This is a genomic window from Roseburia sp. 499 (assembly GCF_001940225.2).
GTDB lineage: Bacteria > Bacillota > Clostridia > Lachnospirales > Lachnospiraceae > Petralouisia.
In genome coordinates, this window is the sequence record NZ_CP135164.1 from 1,988,987 (window position 1) to 2,014,671 (window position 25,685).

A 25,685-nucleotide genomic window follows, 5' to 3' on the forward strand; every position below is an offset into this window, starting at 1 on the left:
CTTTTTCTTCTTAACGATAACCGCTTACTTTCCTTCGTATGTAATAAGACTTTCGATATCGTAACCCTTTAACTTTTCTCTTCCTTTTAAACCGGCAAGTTCCATCACAAAACAAATCTTAACCACTTCTCCGCCTAACTGCTCAATTAATCCGATAATCGCTTCGATTGTTCCTCCGGTTGCAATCAGGTCATCCACAATAACAACCTTCTGTCCCGGCTTAATAGAATCCTTATGCATCTCAATCACTGCACTGCCATATTCTAAATCATACTCTGCTGAAATTGTTTCACATGGAAGTTTTCCTTTTTTTCTTACCGGTACAAAGCTTTTATGTGCCGCATAAGCTACCGGAACACCAAAAATAAATCCTCTTGACTCCGGTCCAATTACTACATCATAATCTACATCTTTTAAAGAATCCAGTAATCCATCAATCGCCAAATGTAATCCATCTGCATCCTGCAAAATAGTGGTTACATCTCGAAAGATGATTCCAGGTTCTGGAAAATCAGGTATACTTCTTACATACTCTTCTAATTTCTTCATTTTGCGTTTCCTCCAAATATTCTTTGGTATTCTCTTCGCTACCCGCGTAAATTATAAACATTTTTCCCGCATTCGTCAACCATTATACACTATCTGGATAATACTTCCCGTGCACATGTTAAAGCTGCTTCTACCGTATCATCCATATCATAATATTTGTACTGGCCCAATCTTCCTCCGAAGATAACATTGCCTTCCTTCTTGGCAAGCTCACTGTATTTTTCATAAAGACTTGCATTTTTCTCATCATTCATTGGATAATAGGGCTCATCCCCCTTCTTCCAAGTCTTCGGATACTCTCTGGTAATTACTGTCTTTGGCTGAGTTCCATATTCAAAATGCTTATGCTCAATGATTCTGGTATACGGCACTTCATATTCTGTATAGTTCACTACTGCATTTCCCTGATAGTTCTCTTCCTCCAACACCTCTGTTTCAAAGCGCAGAGAACGATACTCTAATTCTCCGTAGCAATAATCAAAATATTCATCAATCATTCCGGTATACACCACTTTTTCTGCCAGTTCCTGATACTTTTCTCTGTTTTTCAAGAAATCATCCTCTAACTGCACTTCTGTTCCTTCCAACATCTTTTCTATCATCTTCGTGTAACCGCCTATTGGAATTCCCTGATAGTTATCGTTAAAGTAGTTATTATCATAGGTAAAACGCACCGGCAAACGTTTAATAATGAACGCCGGAAGTTCTGTTGCACGTTTTCCCCACTGTTTTTCGGTATAACCCTTTACCAGTTTGGTATATACATCAGGTCCTACCTGGTTAATGGCCTGTTCTTCCAGATTTTTAGGATTCTCTACCGAATATTCCTTCTTCTGAGCCTCGATTTTCTCTTTTGCTTCCTTTGGAGTTACTACACCCCAAAGCTTATTGAACGTATTCATATTAAAAGGCATATTGTAAATCTCGCCCTTGTAATTTGCAACCGGAGAATTGGTATAACGGTTGAATTCTGCAAACTGATTGACATAATTCCACACTTCTTTATTAGAGGTATGGAAAATATGCGCACCATATTCATGTACCTGAATTCCTTCTACTTCTTTTGTATAGATATTTCCTGCGATGTGACTACGTTTGTCAATCACGAGACACTTTTTTCCTGCTTTTTTTGCTTCCTGCGCAAAAACGGCGCCAAATAAACCGGCTCCTACAATTACATAATCATATTTTTTCATCTTATTTTCCTCATAATTTCTATTCTTGTAAACACAATATCTAGTATAACTCTTTCCATAATCTTCTACAAGTAGTTTTATTTTCCTATTTTTCCTACCAATTTTCTATCCTTTGCACTTTCTTAGCACCCGTTTTGTAACATTTCTGCTATAATATGTATGAGGTGATAAGGATGGCTTATAGCGGTATGTTAAAAAACGAGGATACTGAACTAATCCAAAAGCTACAATCTGAAAACACACTTTTGCTAGAAGAAAATCGGAAATTAAATGACACTATTAGCTGGATGCATGACACCATCTGGCATTTAATACGCACCCGTCATACTGACCGTTAACCCCCCTATGCAGGCTTTCAGCCTGCTTTTTCATATTCTAGGAAAGGCCTTGTTACATTAAAGTGTGAAAGTGAATAACTTTCCTAGAATATAAAAATTCATTTTTAATAACACTATGCTTCTTCTCTTTTCCGCACCAGAATAATCTTTGTAATTCCATTACTGGAATCATCTTTTCTAGTCTGAAGTTCCGGAAAAGATTCTATCATTTTTCCAAACTTTGTATACCCATAATTACGAAAATCAAAATCAGAATAGGTCTTCTGTATCATATTTCCAAGTTCAGATAGATACATCCACCCGTCTTCGTCTGAATTTTCATCCAATAAAGAAAAAATGGTTGCTTTTATAGCTTTTAAATTCGTGATAGGCTCTGCTATTGGTGCCTCCGATACATTTTCCGGCTCACTACTTACTACTTTTATCCGATTTCTTTTTGGCATATATTTTGGTGTTGGTCTCTTCTTCTGCTCTACCGCATTCTCGTATAAGACATCCAGCGTTTTAAACTGTTCACAGGCACGCACAAAGGGCGTAGGGGTCTTGCTCTCTCCCATTCCTACTACATGTTTGCCAGATTCTCTCAAACGCATTGCCAATTTAGTAAAATCACTGTCTGAAGACACCAAAATAAAGCCATCTACATTGTCAGTATACAAAATATCCATTGCATCAATAATAAGCGCAGCATCAGAAGAATTCTTTCTTGTGGTATAGCTGTACTGCTGAATTGGAGAAAGTGCATTATTCAGTAAGCACTCCTTCCACGAATTTTTCAAATTTGATGTCCAGTCTCCGTAGATTCTTCGAATTGTTACATTTCCAAAAGATTGTGCTTCCTTCGTTACAATATCAATATATTTTGATGATACATTATCTGCATCGATTAATAATGCATATCGCTTTTCTTCTTCCATATAATCCCCTTTCTTCGCATATAGAGATAGTATACCACAATCTTTCAGATATTGGATAGACACTTTGGAACATTTTTCCCATTTCTTTACCTGTAAAACTAAAATATGCAGTAATATGTCCTATTTTTCCGCATAAAATATGATAGGAGCAATATAATGTTTTCCCATTGAAAAAGGGGGCGCGCTATGTTTAATACATATGAGGTATTGACGCTTTTATTCCTATTTGGAGGTTTTATATTTGAACTACTTGAATATATCCAAAAAAAGGGAAAATAGAGGCCATTTTACACGCTGCACTCTTTTCTTGGGTGCAGCGCATGTACCTCATATACTGCTCCTGTCACGTTTTTGTTTTATTTGTATATTCTATGGAAGAGGTGATATTATGACTTCCTGCGAATTAGTTACTTTTGTTTCTTCTCTGGCATGTGCCATTTCAAAATCTTGTAACAAAGATGAACTTTCTGTTCTGGCAACCGTTTTTACACAACTTGGGGATTCTCTTGAGACGATTCTGGCACATGAAGCAGTGTGTATGAGAGATGATTCAGAATAAAAAAAGCCTATGATAACAGTATTTATATTGTTACCATAGGCATAATATCATTACATTTAATTCATTAATTACTTTCTTCTATTTGGCTCAAAATATCTTCGATTACCCTCAAAGTCATACGCATCAGAAATGGAGCATCTTGTAAATCACAACTAAAAGTCAAAAACAATTCCCTGCCTTCCATATTCATTATAGAAACTATATTGTATAAGTCTCGTGCAGGTGCGTTTGACTTGAACGTTAATATAGCAGCATTATGTGCCTTTCCCTTTTTCTCCAACAGCTCACCCATAACAAATCCTGGAGCCATACGCGCATAACTACTTTGATACTCTGCAATCCTCTTGCCAACCTGCTCTTTTTCCAATTCATTATTGTTTTTTACAATACCTAAAACTGCTTTTTTCTCCGGTTCTATAAATACACAATCAAATGTAATATTATTATAATACGTTCGGACTTCTTCTTCTGTCATAGTCCTGAATTCATCCGGCAATCTCACATTTATACCTTCATATAATATCTTTTCCATTCTATTTACTTGCCTCACAATCAGAGTCATCATATGTTAAACTTGCATCACTACTTCCGCTCTTTACTAACTTTCCTGTATCTGAATTGTAAATGTTGATAGCCACTCTCCAATCATCACTTCCTACACCTGAAAACAATTGGTAAGAGGCACATAACCATTCAGCATAAACAACATAACTTCCTGCTTTATCCCACGGAAGTTCCTGATTATAATAAACATCCACCTGCGTATATGAATCATTATGTTCTAAACGATAATTCTCGTCATATCCCTTTAACTGTTCTTGTAATTCTTCCAGCAATTCCCCTCTTGAAGTTAGCCAATATTCTTGTTGCCTTTTATTAATTTCCACTGTTATGGTTCCATCTTCATTTTCATAAATATCAAGGCAATTCCCACCGTCTTTCAGTTCCTAAATGGTTTCTTCCGCTGACTTTCCTGAAATATTGAGTGTTTTTTGAGATAGTTCTACTTTAACAATATCATCTTGGCTTTCTTCTTTCTGTCCAGAACTATCCTCAATTTTTAATTCTTTCTCCGTGCTTTTCCGCTGACCACATCCTACATTTGATATGCAAAGTACAAACGCCAGCAGTACTAGACCTATCCTATCTATCCACTTTTTTCTCATAAGTTAATCTCTCCCTATTTACTTGCCTCCCAATCAGAATTGTCGTATTCTAAATCAACATCACTATCTCCAGTTTTTACCAACTTTCCTGTGTCTGAATTATAAACATTGATTGTTACTTTCCAGCCTTCATTTTCTATTCCTGAAAACAATTGATATGATGCACATAGGAATTCAGCATATCTTACATAAACAATTGCTTTATCCGCAGGAAGTTCGAGATTATAATAAGCATCCACTTGGGTATAAGAATCATTATGCTCTAAACGATAGTTCTCATCATATTCTTTAAACTGTTCCTGTAACTCTTCCAATAATTCTCCTCGCGAAGTAATCCAATATTCTTGTTGTTCTTTGGTGATTTCTACTGTTACAGTTCCATCTTCATTTTTATAAACATCAAGACAATTCCCACCATCTTTAATTTCTTCTACTGTTTCCTCAGCTGTCTTTCCTGAAATGTTAATAAATTTGAGATCAAAATTCACCTTAATAATATCTTCTTCGTTCTTCTTGCTAACAACACTGTTCTTAACCTCTATATTTTCATCTTGTGTTTGACTATATCCACAACCTGAAATGCAAAGTGCAAGTACCAATATTAAAATACAACTGTTATTCATATATTTTCTTCTCATAATAACTCCTTACAACACACATAATCCCAAAGATGTTCCTCCTGTCGGTATCGCAAATATGAGGCCTCCTACAAACATGATTCCTCCTATTGCAAATACAACAGTCTCCCAATCATCATCCGTATTTTCAATCTTAGGTATCTCAACTACTTCTGGTTCATATACTGGAACTGGTGATGGAGTCCAACCATTATCATTGGTTTTCTCAATACCAATTGTAGAGGTAATAGTTCCTTTTCCAATTTCTGTTGCTACAGATTCCTCAAAAATTACTTTTTCAAAAGAAAATGATGTTTTTACAGTATATGTCGTATCTCCATCTGTATACGTTGCCATTCCTTCACAAGTACCATTAGCCCCAAATTTTATAGCACCTTTATCCGTCTCCGCAGAAACTTCTACATCTCCCCCCAATAACTCCCCACCAATTTCTATATTATCACCAATCTTACCAGAACCTGAAATCTCCTTAAGTTTCAGTCTCTGATCACTTATCACTAAATCAATGTCAATATCAGAATCATTATCATATTTTCCTGATACAGAATAATAGAGGGTTACATCCGGACCAATTGGAATTTCTATCTTCTCTCCAACTTTAATATTCGGAAGCACATCAATCACACCTGAAATCACTCTACTCAAAACATTTCTTAACTCTTCTTCATCTAAATTCTCTATATCTTCTTGTGTCAGTCCATTTTGACTTAAAATCAGTAGAATTTCCTTTGTTTTCTCATAATCTGTAAAATATGATGATAATCTTCCATTAATCTGGTCGATGCTAAACAATCCCATCGTCGGCTCTATAATCTGATTCAATTCTATAATTAGATTTGTGATAGATTCTAACTGGTTCTTGCATGCTGACATCCTCACTGCATAGCTGGAATCCACCTCTTTTACCTCATTAAAGATATTCTCAATTTCTTAAATTGTTGTATTATTTTTATCAATTACTTTTTTATGATATGCATTTACGTCATTGATATAATGCTGAATATCCAATGTTCCTATCCATGATTCAAAATCATACCATCGATCTCCAACCCAATCTGTAAAATCACACCATTTTTCACTTTCAACCTGAGAAACCAAACTAATTAATTCCTGTTTCGATGTTTCTGAAAAATCCCGTTTCATATTTTTATCCCCTTCTTATACTATTGTTCCCTCTTCATTTTCGTTGCCACTGCCTGATCGCTTTCCACGTAATTCTGCCTGGTATTCTCTAAAAATGATATTGTACTGGACATTAATCCACACATCCGCATATTCAAACCTACATACAGTCTGGCAATCTCTTCCAACTGACTCACAGTACCGCCGCCACCTACTACTGTCGGAGCATTCACTTCATTATTTAGCCAGTTACTCTTTAACGCTTTAAGCTCTGAAATCGAACTATCTAACGCATCAACATCAATGTTAATCTTCCCCATATTATAACCTCCCTAAAAAAGATACTCATCGGCATTATCTACCTGAGTCAAAAAATCATTTACCTGATTTTGGGCAATAACAGAAATCTCTTCTATTTGCTCATCCAGTTTTTTTACATATGTAATATAAACATCTAATGCCTCTGCCACTTCACCTTCTTTTATTGCATTACTCCTAACCTTTTCTACTGCTGCAATATAATCTTTCACCATGGTATTCAATGTTTGCCCCTGAGCGTAAAAATAATTTCCCATACTTTTACAATAATCATCATCAATTACTAATTCGTTTTCTGCCATTTTTTCTTCTCCTTATCCCTTACTTATACTACAAGTTTCTTAGTTGTGTCCTCCAATATGTAATTCTCTGTGTCCGATAATTTAATTTTCCTGATAAATCATCTAATTGCATATAAATTCTATCTAATTCTCTGGTAATAGTACCTTTTGCATCTTCTAGACCATTATACGCATTTATAAACTCAGTCCCATTAAGCAAATCATTCATTCCTGAATAATAACGTGATGCAATCTTTATTTGTGATACTCTACTAGAAACACTTGACAAACAGCGTTTTCTCGCATCTTGCCTTGAACCAAAATTAGTCTGGAGTGTTGTGAATTTATTTTTCAAACATTCCAGACTACTTATTTGTTCTTCCAGTTCTCTCATCTGACCCTGATAAGACTCTACTAACTCTTCATTATACCGTATATTACTTTTTATTTCCTGCTCTGTCACCCCCGTTTCCCCCTCTGTAATTTATTTTTGCTATTTTTTATAAAGCCTCGGAAAAATAATTTTCCGAGGCTTTCTTTCGTAGCGGAAGAGGGATTTGAACCCCCGACACCACGGGTATGAACCGTGTGCTCTCGCCAACTGAGCTATTCCGCCATTTTCAATATATATGGGACCTACAGGGCTCGAACCTGTGACCCTCTGCTTGTAAGGCAGATGCTCTCCCAGCTGAGCTAAGATCCCATATTTTTTCTGTCGTTCTTGACGACTGCTTGACTATTATATAATTATCTGGTGACAAAGTCAACCCCTTTTTTCAAAATTTTTGTAATTTTTTCATTTTTTTCTTTTTTTCTTTTATTCCAACAACTCTTTCCTTTTTCATGTTATACTATCTAACGTAATAAACGTATTTATATCGCCTGGAGGTATCTTATGAAAAACCGAATTCTACTTGCAGCACTTGACTTAGATGGAACTCTCTTTAATTCCAAAAGTTTAATTTCTGATAAAAATAAACAAGCTATTAAAGCAGCTTCTAACGCCGGTACCACTTTTGTCATTGCTACCGGAAGACCATATAGTGGCCTTCCTCTAGAAGATATGAAAGAACTCGGCATCCAATATGCCATTACTACCAATGGAGCCGCTGTCTACAAGGTTCCTGAGAAGGAATGTCTTTTGGAAAATTGTATGCCCTGGAAGGAAACCGCAGATCTGGTCGATGAACTGCTAACCCTTCCAATACACATGGATTTATTCCTACATGGAAGTGCTTACACTCCCGAAGTATGTAAAAAAGTCATTGAAACTGCAACGCACCTTCCAAAAGAATTGAAAGAATACATTTTATCCACCAGAACACTTATTCCTAATATTACAGAATTACTCCGTAACGAAAAGCAGGATGTCCAAAAAGTTACTATGAACTTTCCGGTTACAGAAGACAGTACTATTCTCTATCGAGACAAGGCTATGAAAATTTTAGACCGTTATCCCGATGTATGCTATCTCTCCGGTGGTTTTGGTAATCTGGAATTCACCAGAAAAGACATTTCCAAGGCAAAAGGACTTGCTTTCCTATGTGATTATCTGAATATTCCCATAGAGCAAACTCTTGCCTGTGGGGACAGCGAAAATGATTTAGACATTATTAAAGCCGCTGGTCTTGGCATTGCAATGGCAAATGCACCAGAACATGTAAAAGCAGAGGCAGATGAAATTGCTCCTTCCAATGACGAAGATGGTGTTGCTTCCATCATTGAAAAACGGATTTCATCAATGATTTTAGCTAAAAAGACCTTGTAGAAAGGATTCTCTCCTCTACAAGGTCTTTAAAAATTTCTTTTATTCTCAATTCCTACTTAAAGTAAGCAACTCCGCTTTCGAATATCTTCATATCCTGCTCTCCGTAAATATTAACAGCTACGCTGTCTCCTCTACGCTCGGAGTGAGCCATCTTACCAAGCACACGTCCATCCGGGCTGGTGATACCTTCGATTGCCATGTAGGAACCGTTTACGTTCCACTCTTCGTCCATAGTAGGCTGTCCAGCTTCATTTACATACTGGGTTGCTACCTGTCCGTTTGCAAACAGTTTATCCAACCATTCCTTCGGTGCAACGAAACGTCCTTCTCCGTGGGATGCAGGGTTACAATAGGTCTTTCCTAACTCTGCCTGTGCCAACCATGGGGACTTGTTGGTTACCACTTTGGTGTAAACCATCTTGGAGATGTGGCGACCAATGGTGTTGTAGGTCAATGTCGGTGAATCTTCTGTCTGCTGTCTGATTTCACCATACGGTACTAAACCTAACTTAATCAATGCCTGAAATCCGTTACAGATACCTAACATCAATCCGTCACGCTCCTGTAAGAGCTTGTTCACTGCTTCTGTCATCTTTGCATTACGGAATGCAGTTGCAAAGAACTTAGCACTTCCTTCCGGTTCATCTCCTGCGGAGAATCCACCTGGGAACATGATAATCTGAGACTGCTCAATTGCCTTTACAAATTCATCTACAGAATCACGGATATCTGCTGCATTCAAGTTCTTAAATACCTTAACGATTGCATTTGCTCCTGCACGCTCAAATGCCTTCGCACTATCGTATTCACAGTTGGTTCCCGGGAATACCGGAATAAATACGGTTGGCTTTGCTACTTTATTCTTGCAAACGTAAATGCTATCTGCCTTAAATACATCTGTCTTAACTTCTTCTTTTCCTTCTACTGCTACGGTCGGGAATACCTTTTCCAAAGTACCTGTCCATGCATTCAAAGCTTCCTCCATAGTGATTTCCATATCACCATAGATAAACTTCTGAACATCATTTACTTCACCGATTACCTTGCAGTATGCATCGCAGCCACAGCTATCACAACCCTTTGCAAATTCCTTCATAGCTGCTGCAACTGTTTCTTCTACCAATGCAACCTTATCTGCCGGAACTTCTGCTACCAGATTACCAAAACGAGGTGCAAACATACAGTTCTTGCATGCATCGCTGTCAATGGTAACACCTAATTTATTACCGAATGCCATCTTACTTACGGCTGCTGCAACACCCTTTCCGTCTAAGGCGTAAGCGGATACAATCGCTTTCTTCTGAATTAACTCATGAATCGCATCATATAACTTCATTACCTGTGCATAATCCGGTAAGTCATACTCATCCTTGGCAATCTTGAAGTTCATAATCTTATTGCCGGCCTTCTTCAATTCAGGTGTGATAATATCCTGTTCTTTTGCCACATCCACTGCAAAAGAAACCAGTGTAGGAGGTACATCGATTTCGTTAAAGCTTCCGGACATGGAATCTTTTCCTCCAATGGAAGGAAGTCCAAATCCAATCTGTGCACTGTATGCTCCTAATAATGCTGCAAATGGCTGACTCCAACGATGTGGATTTTCGCTCATTCTGCGGAAGTATTCCTGGAAGGTAAAGCGAATCTTCTTGTAGTCACCACCTGCTGCAACAATTCTTGCTACAGACTCTAATACTGCATAAACTGCTCCATGATATGGGCTCCAGGAAGACAAGTATGGATCAAATCCATAGGACATCATAGTAACCGCATCACATTTTCCAGTCATAACCGGAAGCTTTGCAACCATACTCTGGGTCTCTGTCAACTGATAACGTCCACCATAAGGCATGAACACACTTCCTGCTCCGATGGAACCGTCAAATCTCTCTACCAATCCCTTCTGAGAGCATACATTTAAGTCTGCCAAAGTGGTCATCCAAGCTTTCTTTACATCACCGGCTTTCAATGCTTCTTCCACGCCTGCAACTTCCTTCTTTTCAAAGAAGTTGTCTTCTTTTACCGGAATGTCCACTGCAACTTTTGTTTCCTGATGTGCTCCGTTGGTATCAAGGAATGCTCTGGAAATGTTTACGATTTCCTTTCCTCTCCACTCTAATACCAGTCTTGGTTCTTCCGTTACTACAGCAACTTCAACTGCCTCTAAATTTTCTTCTTTTGCATAATTTAAGAACTTCTCAACATCTTCCGGTGCAATAACAACTGCCATACGTTCCTGAGATTCAGAAATAGCAATTTCTGTTCCATCCAGACCAGCATATTTCTTTGGAACCTTGTCTAACTGTACGCGAAGTCCGTCTGCCAATTCTCCGATAGCAACAGAAACTCCACCTGCACCAAAGTCGTTACATTTCTTAATAATATGAGCCACTTCTTCTCTACGGAACAAACGCTGAATCTTACGCTCTGTAGGAGGATTTCCTTTCTGTACTTCTGCACCACATACAGAAGTAGATTCTGTGTTATGTGCTTTGGAAGAACCGGTTGCACCACCGATTCCGTCACGTCCGGTACGTCCACCTAAAAGAATAATCTTATCGCCCGGATCAGAAGTCAGTCTCTGAACAGCACGTCTTGGAGCTGCACCCATAACGGCACCGATTTCCATACGTTTTGCAACATAATCCGGATGATATATTTCCTTAACATATCCGGTTGCAAGACCAATCTGGTTACCATAAGAACTATATCCATGCGCTGCCTCACGCACCAACTTCTTCTGTGGCAATTTTCCTTCCATCGTATCTTTTACAGATACTGTCGGGTCTGCGGCACCTGTTACACGCATTGCCTGATATACATAAGTACGTCCGGACAATGGGTCACGGATTGCTCCACCAAGACAGGTTGCTGCACCACCGAAAGGCTCAATTTCAGTCGGATGGTTATGTGTTTCATTCTTAAAGTTTACTAACCACTCTTCTGTCTTTCCGTCTACTTCTACCGGAACGACAATAGAACATGCGTTAATTTCATCAGATTCTTCCTGATCATCCAGTTTGCCTTCCTTTTTCAGACGCTTCATAGCCATCAAAGCAATATCCATTAAGCAGACAAACTTATCGTCTCTTCCTTTATATAACTCCTTATGAGTATTCAGGTAATCCTCATAAGTTTCTTCCATTGGCTTCTTATAGAAACCATCACCAAATGCTACATCCTTTAATTCGGTAGAGAATGTGGTATGACGACAATGGTCAGACCAATAAGTATCCAATACACGAATTTCTGTCATAGAAGGATCACGTTTTTCCTCATTCTTAAAATAGTTCTGAATATGAAGGAAATCCTTAAATGTCATAGCAAGTCCCAAAGAATCATATAATTCCTTTAACTCAGCTTCCGGCATACTTTTAAATCCATCAAAAATCTGTACGTCTTCCGGCTCATCAAACTTCTGTACCAAAGTCTCCGGTTTCACAAGATCTGTTTCTCTGGAATCTACCGGATTGATACAGTGTTTCTTAATTGCCTCTAACTGTGCATCATCAATCTCACCTTCAATAACATATGTAGTTGCAGAACGAATAATCGGTTCTTCATTCTCATTTAACAACTTCACACACTGCTCAGCAGAGTCAGCGCGCTGGTCGAACTGTCCCGGTAAAAACTCTACGCTAAATGTTTTTGCATTTCCCAGTTCAAATGTTTCTTCATATACATCATCCACAGGTGGCTCACAGAAAACAGTCATTAATGCTTTCTTATAAGTCTCCTCTGAAATATTTTCAATATCATAGCGGATTAACACACGTACATTCGTTACGGTCTTAATTCCAAGATAACTTTTGATTTCAGACTGCAATTCTTTTGCCTGAATTGCAAATGCAGGCTTCTTTTCCACAAATACACGTCTTACGTTGCTCATAAATACCTCCTGAAATATAATGAAACAAATTTTCTTTCTGTTTTACATTTATAGTATAGCATAGGATGCTATAATTAGTATAATTAATATATTTAATTTCTTTTATAAGTATTATTAATTTTTATCTTTTGATTTATAAGTTTCCATCATGATTGACATACTTATAACTTACGCTTATAATTAAAGTAGTTGTATTTATAAAAAAAGAACGAGGTATATCTATGGATATTAATTATGAATTATACAAGGTGTTTTATTATGTAGCTTCTTCCTTAAGTTTTTCTGAAGCTTCCAAAAAACTTTTTATCTCTCAATCAGCGGTCTCTCAGTCCATTAAGACTCTTGAGAAAAAACTGGAACAGCCATTGTTTATCCGCAGCACAAAAAAAGTTCAGTTAACTCCTGCCGGTCAGATACTGTTAAAACATATTGAACCTGCCATGAATCTGATTCAGCGTGGAGAAAATCAACTGTTAGATGCCAATACCCTTGGCCTTGGACAGCTTCACATAGGAGCCAGCGACACTATCTGCCGTTACTTTCTGGTTCCCTATATCAAGCAGTTCCACAAAAAATTTCCAAATGTACCTATTAAGGTTACAAACGCAACTTCTCTAAACTGTGTATCTTTACTGGAACAAGGCAAAGTGGACCTAATTGTAACCAACTATCCGAACTCCCATATGAATGGCTCTTATATTCAAAAGACCGTTTCTACTTTCCGGGATGTATTTATTGCCAATCCTGCCTACTTTAACTTAAAGCAACAGGAAATTCCATTTTCCGAGTTGAATCAATATCCAATTCTGATGTTAGATCGCAAAAGTACTACCAGTGAATTTTTGCACAACATTTTTCTTCAGCACCAGTTAGAGTTGATTCCTGAGGTAGAATTAAGCAGTAATGACTTGCTTATCGACCTTGCCAAAATCGGACTTGGCATTGCCTTTATCCCAGATTATTGCCTTTCTAAGGATAGCCCGGAACTGTATGTTTTACAGACCAAAGAAAAACTACCGGAACGACAATTGGTAGCAGCCATCAACCCTGTACTTCCGGTCTCTGCTTCTACGGAAGAATTTTTGAAACTTCTTCCGGATGTAAATGCCTAAAAATTCTGGAGTGACTTTTTCTTAATCACTCCAGAATTTTTTTACTTTTTCCTGTACACTTTCTACTGTAACCGTCTCATAATCTTCCCACTCTTTTGGAAACATCCGCAAATACTCTCGCTGTAAAAAACGCTCATCCAATAACACAATAACTCCCTTATCCTCCATGGTGCGAATAACTCTTCCGGCAGATTGCAATACCTTGTTCATCCCCGGGTAACGAAATGCATAGTCAAAACCCTCCCCATAACGTTTATCATAATAATTTTTCAAAATTTCACGTTCGTTACTAATTTGCGGTAATCCTGTTCCTACAATAATAGCTCCTATCAAAGCCTCATTTTTTAAATCGATTCCTTCCGAGAAAATTCCGCCCATAACGCAGAAACCAACCAGTGTGTTCTCACGTTCTACACGGAAACTTTCCAAAAATTCCTCTCGTTCCTGCTCCCGCATTCCTGTTTCCTGCACCACACACTCCATTTCTCCCAGATTCAATGCATAGAACTTTTGAAGCACCTGCTCCATCATTTTATAGGAAGGAAAAAATGCCATATAATTTCCTTTTCTTCCCTTGGCAGTTTCATAAATATACTTAGCAATTTTAGTAAATTCGATATCATTTCTTCTGGTATATTTACTACTGACATCTGTTCCAATCACTAATAGCCTCTGTTCCTTTGAAAATACCGTTTTGGCATATACCGCATAATTATCTTCTTTTGTACTCAGCAGCTTTTTATAATACTGAATCGGCAACAAGGTTGCTGAGAAAAATATGGTGCTTCTTCCTTTATCCAGGCATTCCTGCAAATTTACCGCCGTATCCACACAGTAAAGTTTTAACTTAAATCTTCCATCTGCTTCATGCTCCGTGTAAATCACATAATTTTCGTCTACTCTCTCATACATATTCAGAAAATGCCGTAACTCCAGATAAAAATCCTGTACCTCTTTTTTCTCCGGAAAAGAAATATCCTTTAAGAAAAATTCCTCCAACGCCGCACCTAACTGCATCAATGCAAAAATCAGTGCCCCGATATTATCCAATATCTCATAATTTTCACATTCCCGCTTTAACTCCAACAAATGCGTGTTGCATTTATCAAAAGCTTTTACACATTTCCGACTGTATTCCTTCATGATTTTCTTCATTTTGAGAAAATCTTCTTTATAAAGAACCGCGCTGTACATCTCCCTGCCACGCTCTACCAAATTATGTGCTTCATCAATCAGAAAAAGATAATCTCCCTTTACCCCCTCTGCAAAAAAACGCTTCAAATAAACATTAGGGTCAAACACATAATTGTAATCACAAATAATATCATCTACCCAAAGAGTTGTGTCCAGACACAGTTCAAAAGGACATACCCGAAATTCTTCTGCCTGCTCTATCAGAACCTCTCTTGTAATATCCCTCTCGCGATTAATAAGGTTAAATACCGCCTCATTTACCCTGTCATAATGCCCTTCTGCATACGGACAATGTACCGGATTGCAATCCATCTCCTCACACATGCACAATTTTTCCTTGGCTGTAATGGTAATGACACGCCCCAAATATCCATGACTACGAAGTAGGTCAAACGCCTCTTTTGCCACTGTTCGGGTAATGGTCTTCGCTGTAAGATAAAATATCTTATCTGCCAACTCCTCTCCCACTGCCTTTACTGCCGGGAAAACAGTTGTAATGGTTTTTCCGGTTCCCGTAGGTGCCTGGATAAAAAGATTTTTTTCTCGTTTTATCGTACGATACACCCCTGCTGCCAATTCCCTCTGTCCTTCTCGATAAGGATATGGGAATTCCAATTTAGCAATAGATGCATTCCTCTCTATTCTTGCTTCATATTGGAAATCAGCCCATTTCTCATATAACTTTATTACCATTTCAAACCATGTATTAATTTCCTCAAAAGAATATGTTTCTTTAAATCTTCGAATTTCCTCCGTATCCAAATTGCAGTAAGTCATTTGAACACTGATTTCTTCTAATTCTTCCTTCAATGCAAAAATATAAGCATAACATTTTGCCTGTGCCAAATGAACCTCTACCGGTGATTCCATGGCATGAATGTCCATATAGACACCCTTTATTTCATCTATTGTAACTCCTGTTTCTTCTATAATAATACCATCTGCTCGCCCCTCCACAATGAGCTGGTATCTATCCTTTTGCATTTCTATCTTCAGAGGAACTTCCGGCTGATAAGATGCTCCCATTCTTCTCTGAATCTTCCGATGAATTCTGCTTCCCTCCTGCATTGCTTCCTTCTGAAGCCCTTTTCCCCTTCGGTTGTCAATATCTCCTGAACGCAGTACAAACTCCACCAGATTCCTTACTGAAATCTTTACTTGTTCCATATTCTGTCCTCATATTTCTATCTCAAATATTTCTGTATATACAAAAAAGATGCATAATAACTTTATTATGCATCTTTTCTTCTCTTTTGTCTATCTTTACATGTCCCAGTTTAAGCTACACTGTACTTACTCAATACATTTTCAAATTCAAAATCTTCTCCGCCGTACTTTACTGTCAGTTCCCTTTCCATTCCAAGGCCCATAACTCCTAAAATCGACTTTGCATCAATTACAATACGCTGATAGGATATGTCGATATCGAAGTCACAGTGACCAGCGGCGCGTACAAAATCTTGTACCTCTTCTGCATCTGTTAATTTAATGATTCTTTCATTCATTTTCTTCAATCCTTTCTACATGCCCCCATCGAACATGAAGCAATTATATCATCTTTTTATAATTTGTCAACATTTGGAGGTAAAATTTACCGCATTAAAGCGTTGATTTTTACTGCTTATTAAGTAAATTCTTGTCGAATTTTCTGTTTTAAACACGCAAACTTTTTTGTTTTATCAGGAATAATTCCTATTTTCTTCGTCAATTTGTTTTTTATTTCTACTATTATTCTCCTGTTTTTATTCATTTATACAGTTTTTGGCACTTCTCATTCCTTGACTAATTATTGATAAGATTCTATAATATTTCTTATCATAAAATACTATATGCTGTAAAAAAATAATTGACGCCCACAAGAAATGGGATTGACTAGGAGGTAATGCAAAATGAAAACACTTTTTATTGATTGCAGCATGGGTGCTGCTGGGGACATGCTCATGGGAGCACTTTACGAACTTTTAGAGCCAGCACAACAGGAGGACTTTCTGGATACTATGAATCATCTGCTTTCCCAGAATATTTCTCTAACTGCTTCTTCTTGTGAAAAATGTGGGATTTATGGAACTAAAATGGACGTTTCCATTTATGTAAAAAATGAGGATTCCCATACTAGTTATCCGGAAATTTTAGCACAAATTGACTCTCTTTCTATCTCTTCACGAGTAAAGGAACATGCAAAAGCAATCTATACATTAATTGGAGATGCCGAAAGCTCTGTTCATCACACTGATATTCAGCAGATTCATTTTCATGAAGTCGGCACTCTAGACGCAGTAATGGATGTTGTAGGATGCTGCATCTTACTAGACCTTTTGGCACCGGAACAAATTCTTGCTTCTCCAGTTCATGTTGGCAGCGGTACTGTTCCGTGTGCTCACGGAATTCTTCCTGTTCCAGCTCCTGCAACTGCTGAAATTCTTCAAGGAGTTCCTATTTACAGCGGCACTATCGACGGTGAATTGTGTACTCCTACAGGCGCAGCTCTTTTAAAACATTTTGTTGGACAATTTCTTCCTATGCCACCTATGACTGTACAAAAAACCGGTTATGGCATGGGTACAAAAGACTTTCCTACCGCTAACTGTTTGCGGATTTTTTCTGGTGATATGGACATCATGCCGGTTCCAACAAAACGGCAATTACCGCATATTCAACCTACTAGTACTGTTTCTGTTTCAAATGATTCTGAAACTCATCCAGATTTTTATACAGAGGGATTTCATAATTTAGATCAGATTTTAGAGTTATCCTGCAATTTGGATGATATGACCCCAGAGGCTGTTTCTTATGCTATAGACGTACTTTTCGATGCAGGTGCACTAGATGTATTTACTACTCCGGTCCACATGAAAAAAAATCGCTCCGGTCTTCTATTAACTTGCCTTTGTAACATGGAACAAGAAAGTATTTTCAGCCGCTTACTTCTGGAACATACCACCACTCGTGGAATCCGAATTCATCCTTGCTACCGCCGTATTCTGGATGCCTCTTACGAAAAAGTTTCTACACCTTTTGGTAACATTACCATCAAGGTTAACTCCGGTTATGGTATCCACAAATTCAAACCCGAATACGATGATGTCGCCAAAGCTGCCAAAGAACACGGTGTCACCTTCCAGGAGGTATGGAATTCCGCCAAAGATGCTTACCGCAAGAACAAATAAATAAAAAAATAATTTAATATATAAAGACGTCACAAGATACAAAAAATATCATCCTGTGACGTCTTTATTATTCTGCATTATAAAATACATTTTTATTCCGATACTTGTCTAATCTTCTGAGTCATCCTCATCTACCACACCAGCTACTGCCCCTGCAACAGAAGCCACTACTGCAATAATGACTGCAATCAAAACTACTCCGCCAATTAGAACTGCTAACATATGCTTCATCCCATTTCTTTCAAATTTTTATTTATTTTATGATAACATATCCATCATTATCTGTAAATATTTCACGCAACATTTTCTTCTATAAAAAGTGTTATAAGCAAAGGGGAAACAAATATTTAAGCGCACAAAAAAACTGAGAGTAAAGTACTCTCAGCTTGAGCAGGGGAAGAGGGATTCGAACCCCCGTGAACGGTTTTGGAGACCGCAATACTGCCGCTGTATGATTCCCCTTTACATATGAGACATTCCACGTAATATTATACGTGGAACTTATCTATTCTGTCAATAACTTTTTACATATACCTTAAAAAGTTCACACAGAAATCTTCATCCGTTCTTGGTCAAGCCCTCGACCGATTAGTAACAGTCAGCTACATGCATTACTGCACTTCCACCTCTGCCCTATCTACCTTGTACTCTTCAAGGGGTCTTACTTCCTAAGAATGGGATATCTCATCTTGAGGGGGGCTTCACGCTTAGATGCCTTCAGCGTTTATCCCTTCCGGACTTGGCTACTCTGCCATGGCATTGGTATGCCAACAGATACACCAGTGGTCCGTCCATCCCGGTCCTCTCGTACTAAGGACAGCTCCTCTCAAATATCCTACGCCCGCGCCGGATAGGGACCGAACTGTCTCACGACGTTCTGAACCCAGCTCGCGTACCGCTTTAATGGGCGAACAGCCCAACCCTTGGGACCTGCTACAGCCCCAGGATGCGATGAGCCGACATCGAGGTGCCAAACCACTCCGTCGATGTGAACTCTTGGGAGTGATAAGCCTGTTATCCCCAGGGTAGCTTTTATCCGTTGAGCGATGGCAATCCCACTTTATACCACCGGATCACTAAGTCCTAGTTTCCTACCTGCTCCACCCGTCGGTGTCGCAGTCAAGCTCCCTTCTGCCTTTGCACTCTACAAATGGTTTCCGACCATTCTGAGGGAACCTTTGAGCGCCTCCGATACCCTTTCGGAGGCGACCGCCCCAGTCAAACTCCCCGCCTGGCATTGTCCCACCGCCGGATCACGGCGGCTGGTTAGAAATCCAATACTGCAAGGGTGGTATCCCAACAGTGGCTCCATTGAAACTGGCGTTCCAACTTCTAAGCCTCCCACCTATCCTGTACATGCAGTACCGAATCCCAGTACCAAACTGGAGTAAAGCTCCATGGGGTCTTTCCGTCCTGGCGCGGGTAACCAGCATCTTCACTGGTACTTCAATTTCACCGGGTGCATTGTCGAGACAGTGCTCAAATCATTACGCCTTTCGTGCGGGTCGGAACTTACCCGACAAGGAATTTCGCTACCTTAGGACCGTTATAGTTACGGCCGCCGTTTACTGGGGCTTAAATTCAAAGCTTCGCTTGCGCTAACCTCTCCTCTTAACCTTCCAGCACCGGGCAGGCGTCAGCCCATATACCTCACCTTTCGGTTTTGCATAGACCTGTGTTTTTGCTAAACAGTTGCTTGAGCCTATTCTCTGCGGCCCATCAAAGATGGGCACCCCTTCTCCCGAAGTTACGGGGTCATTTTGCCGAGTTCCTTAACAATGCTTCTCCCGTCGGCCTTAGGATTCTCTCCTCATCCACCTGTGTCGGTTTACGGTACGGGTACAGTATAAACAATAGCGGCTTTTCTTGGTACATGGCTCACATGCTTCGCTACTTTAGTTCGCTCCACATCACGTCTTCGGATTGCTAAGCGGATTTGCCAACTTAACTCCTACCTCGCTTGTACCGGTCTTTCCATTCCCGGCTCATGCTTTCCACATACGTCCCCACAGTTCTGTTATACTGCAGTACAGGAATATCAACCTGTTGTCCATCGACTACGTCTTTCGACCTCGCCTTAGGTCCCGACTTCCCCAGAGCAGATCAGCTTTACTCTGGAAACCTTGGATATTCGGCCGGAAGGATTCTCACCTTCCTCTCGCTACTCATTCCGGCATTCTCTCTTCCTGACACTCCACAGCTCCTTTCGGTACTGCTTCGTCGCGTCAGCAATGCTCCTCTACCGATGTATAAATACATCCCACGGCTTCGGTGTCATGTTTTAGCCCCGGACATTTTCGGCGCAGGACCTCTCGACTAGTGAGCTGTTACGCACTCTTTGAATGAATGGCTGCTTCTGAGCCAACATCCTAGTTGTCTTCGAAATCCCACATCCTTTTCCACTTAACATGCACTTTGGGACCTTAGCCGGTGGTCTGGGCTCTTTCCCTTTTGACTATCCAACTTATCTCGTATAGTCTGACTCCCATGAATCATCTGACTGGCATTCGGAGTTTGATATTCTTCGGTAAGCTTTGACGCCCCCTAGGAAATTCAGTGCTCTACCTCCAGCAGACTCTCATGAGGCTAGCCCTAAAGCTATTTCGAGGAGAACCAGCTATCTCCGGGTTCGATTGGAATTTCTCCCCTACCCACACCTCATCGCCACCCTTTTCAACGGATGTGCGTTCGGTCCTCCATTGCCTTTTACGGCAACTTCAACCTGGACATGGGTAGATCACCCGGTTTCGGGTCTACTCCATCTGACTTAATCGCCCTATTAAGACTTGGTTTCCCTTCGGCTCCAGACCTTCAGTCCTTAACCTTGCCAGATGACGTAACTCGCCGGACCGTTCTACAAAAAGTACGCGGTTCACCACATAAGGATGTTCCACAGCTTGTAAACACAGGGTTTCAGGTTCTCTTTCACTCCCCTCCCGGGGTTCTTTTCACCTTTCCTTCACAGTACTATGCGCTATCGGTCACTAAGGAGTATTTAGCCTTACGGGGTGGTCCCCGCTCATTCCATCAAGGTTTCTCGTGTCTCGATGTACTCTGGATACCGCCATGTCAACTTATTTTTCGCTTACGGGGCTTTCACCCTCTCTGGCTGGCTTTCCCAAAACCATTCTGCTAAACTCGTTGAATCAATTATGCGGTCCGAACCCCGGAATGCACGCATTCCGGTTTGGGCTCTTTCGCGTTCGCTCGCCGCTACTTACGAAATCGATGTTTCTTTCTCTTCCTCCGGCTACTTAGATGTTTCAGTTCACCGGGTTCCCTTCCATACGTTATGGATTGGCGTATGGATGACTGGAGTCTCTCCAGCCGGGTTTCCCCATTCAGATATCTCCGGGTCATAGGATATTTGCTCCTCTCCGAAGCTTTTCGCAGCTTATCACGTCTTTCATCGGCTCTTAGTGCCAAGGCATCCACCCTGCGCTCTTATTTGCTTGACCTCTTTTACGCGCTGACATAGCGTTGTCATCGCGGGTCCGCATCTTTCGATGCTCGTATCTTTGATACTTGTTATTCTCGGATGTTTGATGTCTTGAATCTTATCATCAATCTTTCTATGTGAACTTTTCAAGGTACATTTCTGTTAGAAGTCTTTCCCGGAATCGCCAGGCACCTCTAACGAATGGAGACGGAGAGATTCGAACTCTTGACCCCCTGCTTGCAAGGCAGGTGCTCTCCCAACTGAGCTACGCCCCCGTTTGTAATCTGGCAGCCACCTGCTCTCCCATGCCGTCTCCAGCATAGTACCATCGGCCGCTTAGGTCTTAACCATCGTGTTCGGGATGGGAACGGGTGTGTCCCCTAAGCGCATCACCACCAGAAATTCCTGTCATTAAGTTTTTATAAGGAAGTTCGATTCACTAAATTCGACCTTCGCCTTAGGCTCGTTCTCATTAAGTTCCTTCGAACTAAGTTCGCACTAACTTCATCCTTCGCTTCTGCTCGGATTCACCAAGTGCTCTACTTAATAACTCAACAGTGAAACAACTTCTACTCGATTTTCCTTAGAAAGGAGGTGATCCAGCCGCACCTTCCGATACGGCTACCTTGTTACGACTTCACCCCAGTTATCGAACCTGCCTTCGGCAGCTCCCTCCTTGCGGTTGGGTCACTGACTTCGGGCATTTCCAACTCCCATGGTGTGACGGGCGGTGTGTACAAGACCCGGGAACGTATTCACCGCGACATTCTGATTCGCGATTACTAGCGATTCCAGCTTCATGTAGTCGAGTTGCAGACTACAATCCGAACTGAGACGTTATTTTTGGGATTTGCTCCACCTCACGGCTTCGCTTCCCTTTGTTTACGCCATTGTAGCACGTGTGTAGCCCAAGTCATAAGGGGCATGATGATTTGACGTCATCCCCACCTTCCTCCAGGTTATCCCTGGCAGTCTCTCTAGAGTGCCCGGCCGAACCGCTGGCTACTAAAGATAAGGGTTGCGCTCGTTGCGGGACTTAACCCAACATCTCACGACACGAGCTGACGACAACCATGCACCACCTGTCACCAATGCTCCGAAGAGATAGTACATTACATACTAGGTCATTGGGATGTCAAGACTTGGTAAGGTTCTTCGCGTTGCTTCGAATTAAACCACATGCTCCACCGCTTGTGCGGGTCCCCGTCAATTCCTTTGAGTTTCATTCTTGCGAACGTACTCCCCAGGTGGAATACTTACTGCGTTTGCTGCGGCACCGAAGAGCTTTGCTCCCCGACACCTAGTATTCATCGTTTACGGCGTGGACTACCAGGGTATCTAATCCTGTTTGCTCCCCACGCTTTCGAGCCTCAGCGTCAGTAATCGTCCAGCAAGCCGCCTTCGCCACTGGTGTTCCTCCTAATATCTACGCATTTCACCGCTACACTAGGAATTCCGCTTGCCTCTCCGACACTCCAGCCGAACAGTTTCCAATGCAGTCCCAAGGTTGAGCCCTGGGTTTTCACATCAGACTTGCCCTGCCGCCTACGCTCCCTTTACACCCAGTAAATCCGGATAACGCTTGCTCCATACGTATTACCGCGGCTGCTGGCACGTATTTAGCCGGAGCTTCTTAGTCAGGTACCGTCATTTTCTTCCCTGCTGATAGAGCTTTACATACCGAAATACTTCTTCGCTCACGCGGCGTCGCTGCATCAGGCTTTCGCCCATTGTGCAATATTCCCCACTGCTGCCTCCCGTAGGAGTTTGGGCCGTGTCTCAGTCCCAATGTGGCCGGTCACCCTCTCAGGTCGGCTACTGATCGTCGCCTTGGTGGGCCGTTACCTCACCAACTAGCTAATCAGACGCGGGTCCATCTCACACCACCGGAGTTTTTCACACTGCTTCATGCGAAGCTGTGCGCTTATGCGGTATTAGCAGCCGTTTCCAGCTGTTGTCCCCCTGTGCGAGGCAGGTTACCCACGCGTTACTCACCCGTCCGCCACTCAGTCACAGAACAATCAATTCCGAAGAAAATCAAGTTAAGTGCTTCGTTCGACTTGCATGTGTTAAGCACGCCGCCAGCGTTCATCCTGAGCCAGGATCAAACTCTCTAAAAAAGTTTTTCCTAACCAGAATTGTTTCTGGCTTTTACTGTTTTAAGGTCGCATCTTTTGGATGCTGTCCTGCAAAAATTCTGTCAGTCTTTATTGACTCTTTCGCCTTCTAAAAGGCGAAAACTCTTAGAATCTTTCAAGGTTGTTTCACTGTTCAGTTATCAATGTTGTTTGTTTTGTTGTCTCAAGCGACAACTTCTATATCTTATCACAGTCATCTGCTCTTGTCAACAACTTTTTTATTTTTTTACATATTTTCGTATTTTTCAGATTATTCTGTACAATACTAAATATTTGTATTTTTCATCGCCGTTCTTAGCGACGAATGTTATCTTATCACGTTTGTCGTTTGGTGTCAACAACTTTCTACAATAAAATTAAAGTAAGTTTTCATGCTGTTTTTAGTTGAATTGTTTGAATTGTCTGTATTTTTTATATTATTTTAAATTTTAGCATAATTTCCTTAATATGCCATAATTTCGTACCCCTCTTCGGTTACTGCCACCATGATTTCCCACTGAGCAGAAAGTTTGCCGTCCATTGTATATACTGTCCAGTTATTATTTCCATCGATGTAGATTCCATCCGTCCCCTGATTTACCATAGGTTCAATAGTAAATACCATCCCCGGTACAAACTTTGCTCCAGTTCCTGCTTTTGATACAAAACTTACAAATGGTTCTTCATGAAATTCCAAACCTACTCCATGTCCTCCTATTTGTCTTACCACCGTATAACCATGTTGTAATGCATATTTATGTACAGCATCTCCCATAGTTCCAAATCGATTTCCCGGATATACCTGTTTTAGTCCTTCATCCATAGCTTCTTTCGTAACTTCTACCAGTTTTTTAGCTTCTGCTGATACATTTCCAATACAGAACATTCTGGAAGAATCTGAAAAGTAATCCTTGTATATCGTAGATACATCTACGTTTATGATATCGCCTGATTTTAAAATCACTTTTTCTGATGGAATCCCATGGCATACCTGACTATTTATAGAAGTACATACACTTTTCGGAAATCCTTCATAATTCAATGGAGCGGGAATCCCTCCCAACTTTTTCGTTGTTTCATATACAATACGATCTAGGTCTTCTGTTGACATTCCTTCTTGAATTTTTTCTGCCACTGTATCTAGAATCTCAATATTTCTTTTTCCACTTTCACGTATTCCGTCCAATTGTTCTCTATTTTTCACTATAATCTGTGGCTTTTTTAATATCATGTTTCTACATCTCTTTTCTATATATTAGTATTGCTTTCTTCTTTTGCAAGTTTCACAATTCGACTTGTTCCAAGGCGGTCTGCTCCCAGTGAAACAAATTTTTCTGCATCTTCAAATGAAGCTATTCCTCCTGCTGCTTTTATTTTCACTTCTCGTCCTACATGTTCGGCGAATAACTTTATGTCCTCAAAAGTAGCTCCCTTAGTAGAAAATCCAGTAGACGTCTTAATATAATCTGCTCCTGCCGCTGTCACAATTTCACACATTTTTATTTTCTCTTCTTCGGTAAGCAGACAAGTTTCTATAATTACTTTTAAAATTTTATTTCCACAAGCGGACTTCAAGGTTTTGATTTCCTGTTCTATCAAATCAAACCTTTTATCCTTCACCCAGCCTAAATTAATAACCATATCAATTTCATCTGCACCATTAGCAATGGCATCTTTCACCTCAAATTCTTTTACTGCCGTGGTATTGTATCCATTCGGGAATCCAATTACAGTACAAACTTCCATCTTATCTCCCAAGTATTCATGTGCCTTTTTTACATAGGACGGCGGAATACATACAGATGCTGTACCATAGGCTACTGCATCATCACAAATCTGCTTAATTTCCGCCCATGTAGCTGTCTGTGCCAATAATGTATGATCAACTTTTCCGAAAATTTCTTTTCTTTCCATA

The 25,685-nt window shown here is 40.2% G+C and carries 22 protein-coding genes, 4 tRNA genes and 3 rRNA genes; 5 read left to right on the forward strand and 24 right to left on the reverse strand.

Going from position 1 to position 25,685, the window contains the following annotated elements; genetic code table 11:
* Nucleotides 1–24: 24 nt before the first annotated feature.
* From BIV20_RS09820 to BIV20_RS09830, 3 genes are all read right to left on the reverse strand, one after another.
* A complete protein-coding gene (locus BIV20_RS09820; protein WP_075720523.1) occupies nucleotides 25–549 on the reverse strand; it encodes an adenine phosphoribosyltransferase in 525 nt (174 codons plus the stop codon).
* Between the two features lie 89 nt (nucleotides 550–638).
* On the reverse strand, nucleotides 639–1,745 hold the full coding sequence (gene glf, locus BIV20_RS09825) for a UDP-galactopyranose mutase (protein ID WP_075720525.1): 1,107 nt from the start codon (nucleotides 1,743–1,745) through the stop codon (nucleotides 639–641).
* A gap of 451 nt (nucleotides 1,746–2,196) precedes the next feature.
* Nucleotides 2,197–3,000 carry an NYN domain-containing protein gene (locus BIV20_RS09830; protein WP_075720528.1) on the reverse strand — a complete coding sequence of 268 codons (804 nt, stop codon included), beginning with the start codon at nucleotides 2,998–3,000 and terminating at the stop codon, nucleotides 2,197–2,199.
* Nucleotides 3,001–3,186: 186 nt separating this feature from the next.
* On the opposite strand from BIV20_RS09830, the gene BIV20_RS16685 reads away from it, so the two are divergent.
* Nucleotides 3,187–3,279 (forward strand): putative holin-like toxin, encoded by a 93-nt coding sequence (locus tag BIV20_RS16685; protein WP_242939815.1) that lies wholly within the window; start codon nucleotides 3,187–3,189, stop codon nucleotides 3,277–3,279.
* Nucleotides 3,280–3,388: 109 nt separating this feature from the next.
* Nucleotides 3,389–3,559, forward strand: coding sequence for a DUF6774 domain-containing protein (locus BIV20_RS09835; RefSeq protein ID WP_192848879.1), 171 nt, complete (start codon nucleotides 3,389–3,391; stop codon nucleotides 3,557–3,559).
* Between the two features lie 64 nt (nucleotides 3,560–3,623).
* On the opposite strand, the gene BIV20_RS09840 is transcribed toward BIV20_RS09835, so the two are convergent.
* From BIV20_RS09840 to BIV20_RS09890, 11 genes are all read right to left on the reverse strand, one after another.
* The gene (locus BIV20_RS09840) at nucleotides 3,624–4,091 is read right to left on the reverse strand and encodes a hypothetical protein (protein ID WP_075720530.1); all 468 of its coding nucleotides are present in this window, start codon (nucleotides 4,089–4,091) and stop codon (nucleotides 3,624–3,626) included.
* A gap of 1 nt (nucleotide 4,092) precedes the next feature.
* Nucleotides 4,093–4,446 (reverse strand): hypothetical protein, encoded by a 354-nt coding sequence (locus BIV20_RS09845; protein ID WP_143524529.1) that lies wholly within the window; start codon nucleotides 4,444–4,446, stop codon nucleotides 4,093–4,095.
* Nucleotides 4,447–4,506: 60 nt separating this feature from the next.
* Entirely contained in the window at nucleotides 4,507–4,725 is a 219-nt protein-coding gene (locus BIV20_RS09850) for a hypothetical protein (protein WP_075720534.1), read from the reverse strand.
* A gap of 14 nt (nucleotides 4,726–4,739) precedes the next feature.
* The gene (locus tag BIV20_RS09855) at nucleotides 4,740–5,363 is read right to left on the reverse strand and encodes a hypothetical protein (RefSeq protein WP_075720536.1); all 624 of its coding nucleotides are present in this window, start codon (nucleotides 5,361–5,363) and stop codon (nucleotides 4,740–4,742) included.
* Nucleotides 5,364–5,372: 9 nt separating this feature from the next.
* Nucleotides 5,373–6,260 carry a hypothetical protein gene (locus BIV20_RS09860; RefSeq protein WP_075720538.1) on the reverse strand — a complete coding sequence of 296 codons (888 nt, stop codon included), beginning with the start codon at nucleotides 6,258–6,260 and terminating at the stop codon, nucleotides 5,373–5,375.
* 33 nt (nucleotides 6,261–6,293) lie between these two features.
* Entirely contained in the window at nucleotides 6,294–6,506 is a 213-nt protein-coding gene (locus BIV20_RS09865; protein ID WP_075720540.1) for a hypothetical protein, read from the reverse strand.
* 20 nt (nucleotides 6,507–6,526) lie between these two features.
* Nucleotides 6,527–6,805 carry a hypothetical protein gene (locus tag BIV20_RS09870; protein ID WP_075720542.1) on the reverse strand — a complete coding sequence of 93 codons (279 nt, stop codon included), beginning with the start codon at nucleotides 6,803–6,805 and terminating at the stop codon, nucleotides 6,527–6,529.
* Nucleotides 6,806–6,817: 12 nt separating this feature from the next.
* The gene (locus BIV20_RS09875; protein WP_075720544.1) at nucleotides 6,818–7,105 is read right to left on the reverse strand and encodes a hypothetical protein; all 288 of its coding nucleotides are present in this window, start codon (nucleotides 7,103–7,105) and stop codon (nucleotides 6,818–6,820) included.
* Between the two features lie 28 nt (nucleotides 7,106–7,133).
* Entirely contained in the window at nucleotides 7,134–7,547 is a 414-nt protein-coding gene (locus BIV20_RS09880; protein ID WP_075720546.1) for a hypothetical protein, read from the reverse strand.
* A 79-nt stretch (nucleotides 7,548–7,626) separates the two neighbouring features.
* Nucleotides 7,627–7,700, reverse strand: a tRNA-Met gene (locus BIV20_RS09885).
* 14 nt (nucleotides 7,701–7,714) lie between these two features.
* A tRNA-Val gene (locus BIV20_RS09890) sits at nucleotides 7,715–7,787 on the reverse strand.
* 192 nt (nucleotides 7,788–7,979) lie between these two features.
* Between BIV20_RS09890 and BIV20_RS09895 the strand changes: the two genes are divergently transcribed.
* Nucleotides 7,980–8,852 (forward strand): Cof-type HAD-IIB family hydrolase, encoded by an 873-nt coding sequence (locus tag BIV20_RS09895; protein ID WP_083655171.1) that lies wholly within the window; start codon nucleotides 7,980–7,982, stop codon nucleotides 8,850–8,852.
* A gap of 52 nt (nucleotides 8,853–8,904) precedes the next feature.
* On the opposite strand, the gene BIV20_RS09900 is transcribed toward BIV20_RS09895, so the two are convergent.
* Nucleotides 8,905–12,741, reverse strand: a complete 3,837-nt coding sequence (locus tag BIV20_RS09900; protein WP_075720548.1) for a phosphoribosylformylglycinamidine synthase — start codon at nucleotides 12,739–12,741, stop codon at nucleotides 8,905–8,907.
* A 221-nt stretch (nucleotides 12,742–12,962) separates the two neighbouring features.
* On the opposite strand from BIV20_RS09900, the gene BIV20_RS09905 reads away from it, so the two are divergent.
* Nucleotides 12,963–13,853, forward strand: a complete 891-nt coding sequence (locus tag BIV20_RS09905; protein ID WP_075720550.1) for a LysR family transcriptional regulator — start codon at nucleotides 12,963–12,965, stop codon at nucleotides 13,851–13,853.
* A 21-nt stretch (nucleotides 13,854–13,874) separates the two neighbouring features.
* On the opposite strand, the gene BIV20_RS09910 is transcribed toward BIV20_RS09905, so the two are convergent.
* Together BIV20_RS09910 and BIV20_RS09915 are read right to left on the reverse strand one after the other, a co-directional pair.
* Complete coding sequence (locus BIV20_RS09910; protein ID WP_075720552.1) at nucleotides 13,875–16,214, reverse strand: ATP-dependent DNA helicase; 2,340 nt, start codon at nucleotides 16,212–16,214, stop codon at nucleotides 13,875–13,877.
* 110 nt (nucleotides 16,215–16,324) lie between these two features.
* The gene (locus tag BIV20_RS09915; protein ID WP_075720554.1) at nucleotides 16,325–16,552 is read right to left on the reverse strand and encodes an HPr family phosphocarrier protein; all 228 of its coding nucleotides are present in this window, start codon (nucleotides 16,550–16,552) and stop codon (nucleotides 16,325–16,327) included.
* 384 nt (nucleotides 16,553–16,936) lie between these two features.
* Between BIV20_RS09915 and larC the strand changes: the two genes are divergently transcribed.
* On the forward strand, nucleotides 16,937–18,214 hold the full coding sequence (gene larC / locus BIV20_RS09920; protein ID WP_075720556.1) for a nickel pincer cofactor biosynthesis protein LarC: 1,278 nt from the start codon (nucleotides 16,937–16,939) through the stop codon (nucleotides 18,212–18,214).
* A gap of 391 nt (nucleotides 18,215–18,605) precedes the next feature.
* On the opposite strand, the gene BIV20_RS09925 is transcribed toward larC, so the two are convergent.
* The 7 genes from BIV20_RS09925 to deoC all read right to left on the reverse strand — a co-directional run bounded on the left by BIV20_RS09925 (nucleotide 18,606) and on the right by deoC (nucleotide 25,684).
* A tRNA-Trp gene (locus BIV20_RS09925) sits at nucleotides 18,606–18,676 on the reverse strand.
* A 106-nt stretch (nucleotides 18,677–18,782) separates the two neighbouring features.
* Nucleotides 18,783–21,672 (reverse strand): 23S ribosomal RNA (locus tag BIV20_RS09930).
* Between the two features lie 183 nt (nucleotides 21,673–21,855).
* Nucleotides 21,856–21,928, reverse strand: a tRNA-Ala gene (locus tag BIV20_RS09935).
* A 7-nt stretch (nucleotides 21,929–21,935) separates the two neighbouring features.
* Nucleotides 21,936–22,053: ribosomal RNA gene (gene rrf, locus BIV20_RS09940) — 5S ribosomal RNA — on the reverse strand.
* A gap of 187 nt (nucleotides 22,054–22,240) precedes the next feature.
* Nucleotides 22,241–23,773, reverse strand: a 16S ribosomal RNA gene (locus tag BIV20_RS09945).
* The 16S, 23S and 5S rRNA genes sit together here with 2 tRNA genes alongside, the layout of an rRNA operon.
* 460 nt (nucleotides 23,774–24,233) lie before the next feature.
* Nucleotides 24,234–25,001, reverse strand: coding sequence for a type I methionyl aminopeptidase (map, locus tag BIV20_RS09950; protein WP_083655176.1), 768 nt, complete (start codon nucleotides 24,999–25,001; stop codon nucleotides 24,234–24,236).
* A gap of 17 nt (nucleotides 25,002–25,018) precedes the next feature.
* Entirely contained in the window at nucleotides 25,019–25,684 is a 666-nt protein-coding gene (gene deoC / locus BIV20_RS09955) for a deoxyribose-phosphate aldolase (RefSeq protein ID WP_075720588.1), read from the reverse strand.
* Nucleotide 25,685: the final 1 nt, after the last annotated feature.

What these genes read in the sequence shown, in the direction of transcription:
- BIV20_RS09820 (WP_075720523.1), bottom strand. Translation starts at nt 549, where the DNA reads ATGAAGAAATTAGAAGAGTATGTAAGAAGTATACCTGATTTTCCAGAA.
- glf (WP_075720525.1), bottom strand. Translation starts at nt 1,745, where the DNA reads ATGAAAAAATATGATTATGTAATTGTAGGAGCCGGTTTATTTGGCGCC.
- BIV20_RS09830 (WP_075720528.1), bottom strand. Translation starts at nt 3,000, where the DNA reads ATGGAAGAAGAAAAGCGATATGCATTATTAATCGATGCAGATAATGTA.
- BIV20_RS16685 (WP_242939815.1), top strand. Translation starts at nt 3,187, where the DNA reads ATGTTTAATACATATGAGGTATTGACGCTTTTATTCCTATTTGGAGGT.
- BIV20_RS09835 (WP_192848879.1), top strand. Translation starts at nt 3,389, where the DNA reads ATGACTTCCTGCGAATTAGTTACTTTTGTTTCTTCTCTGGCATGTGCC.
- BIV20_RS09840 (WP_075720530.1), bottom strand. Translation starts at nt 4,091, where the DNA reads ATGGAAAAGATATTATATGAAGGTATAAATGTGAGATTGCCGGATGAA.
- BIV20_RS09850 (WP_075720534.1), bottom strand. Translation starts at nt 4,725, where the DNA reads ATGAGAAAAAAGTGGATAGATAGGATAGGTCTAGTACTGCTGGCGTTT.
- BIV20_RS09855 (WP_075720536.1), bottom strand. Translation starts at nt 5,363, where the DNA reads ATGAGAAGAAAATATATGAATAACAGTTGTATTTTAATATTGGTACTT.
- BIV20_RS09865 (WP_075720540.1), bottom strand. Translation starts at nt 6,506, where the DNA reads ATGAAACGGGATTTTTCAGAAACATCGAAACAGGAATTAATTAGTTTG.
- BIV20_RS09870 (WP_075720542.1), bottom strand. Translation starts at nt 6,805, where the DNA reads ATGGGGAAGATTAACATTGATGTTGATGCGTTAGATAGTTCGATTTCA.
- BIV20_RS09875 (WP_075720544.1), bottom strand. Translation starts at nt 7,105, where the DNA reads ATGGCAGAAAACGAATTAGTAATTGATGATGATTATTGTAAAAGTATG.
- BIV20_RS09895 (WP_083655171.1), top strand. Translation starts at nt 7,980, where the DNA reads ATGAAAAACCGAATTCTACTTGCAGCACTTGACTTAGATGGAACTCTC.
- BIV20_RS09900 (WP_075720548.1), bottom strand. Translation starts at nt 12,741, where the DNA reads ATGAGCAACGTAAGACGTGTATTTGTGGAAAAGAAGCCTGCATTTGCA.
- BIV20_RS09905 (WP_075720550.1), top strand. Translation starts at nt 12,963, where the DNA reads ATGGATATTAATTATGAATTATACAAGGTGTTTTATTATGTAGCTTCT.
- BIV20_RS09910 (WP_075720552.1), bottom strand. Translation starts at nt 16,214, where the DNA reads ATGGAACAAGTAAAGATTTCAGTAAGGAATCTGGTGGAGTTTGTACTG.
- BIV20_RS09915 (WP_075720554.1), bottom strand. Translation starts at nt 16,552, where the DNA reads ATGAATGAAAGAATCATTAAATTAACAGATGCAGAAGAGGTACAAGAT.
- larC (WP_075720556.1), top strand. Translation starts at nt 16,937, where the DNA reads ATGAAAACACTTTTTATTGATTGCAGCATGGGTGCTGCTGGGGACATG.
- map (WP_083655176.1), bottom strand. Translation starts at nt 25,001, where the DNA reads ATGATATTAAAAAAGCCACAGATTATAGTGAAAAATAGAGAACAATTG.
- deoC (WP_075720588.1), bottom strand. Translation starts at nt 25,684, where the DNA reads ATGGAAAGAAAAGAAATTTTCGGAAAAGTTGATCATACATTATTGGCA.